Below are 757 nucleotides of genomic sequence, written 5' to 3' on the forward strand. Positions count from 1 at the left end.
TTGACACTGACCTCTTTGGCATCAGACGGATAAATCACCCGGGTTCCGGAGATAACCACACTGGCCAGACTCTGGGCACTGAACAACGCAACGGCAGCCACGCTGAGCGCCTGCAACCTGTAACACGAGAAGAACGACATAAAAGACTCCTGGCAAACCGGTAAAACGGGAGGAGAGCACTCTCCTCCCCGGTGCTCTTATTTGTACTGAATGGAGTAAACCACGTTGCTGACTACCGTACCGGCCGTGGTCTTGCCATCGGCATAGTATTCAACGGCATACGGCAGGGTGGCGCTACCGGTTGCAACATCAACGTAGGTGGTGTTGACTCTCTGGTTGCTGTTGCCTGCCTGAATCGGGGTCTGAGATGCGGTAGAGGCATCACGCAGTTGCAGGCTGACGTTGGTGGCATCCCCACCCATGTTTTTCAGATGGCCGGTGGCCTGGTCAACGGAAGCCCCTGCTTCGAAGAAGGCAGAAGCCGTTTTCAGGGTGCCTGCACATTGGGTCAACGCCATGGCGAAACCGGTACGGCCTGCAATCTGGGTAGCCGCAGTCAACTGGTTGGTTCCGATGGTTGGCAGGATCACGGTGGCATCAGCTGCCTGACCATCGACAATCACGTTACAGGTTGTCGCCGTCAGTTCACCTTTAAAGGTGATTGTGCCGGTAGAGGCCGCCTGAGCCATACCGACAGAGCCTAATACCATAGTCAGAGAGGCAGCGATTGCTAACTTTTTCATATATATTCCTATTT

At 54.6% G+C, this 757-nt stretch carries 1 protein-coding gene; it reads right to left on the bottom strand.

Features of this window, described 5'->3' with window-relative positions:
- Positions 1-197: 197 nt before the first annotated feature.
- Positions 198-743 carry a fimbrial protein gene (locus AC2A1E_RS24230; protein ID WP_484385879.1) on the bottom strand — a complete coding sequence of 182 codons (546 nt, stop codon included), beginning with the start codon at positions 741-743 and terminating at the stop codon, positions 198-200.
- Between the last annotated feature and the right edge of the window lie 14 nt (positions 744-757).

It is taken from the genome of Serratia sp. HNCC26DJ206 (assembly GCF_057180605.1).

Coding starts and splice junctions, on each gene's coding strand:
- AC2A1E_RS24230 (WP_484385879.1), bottom strand. CDS start 743: ATGAAAAAGTTAGCAATCGCTGCCTCTCTGACTATGGTATTAGGCTCT.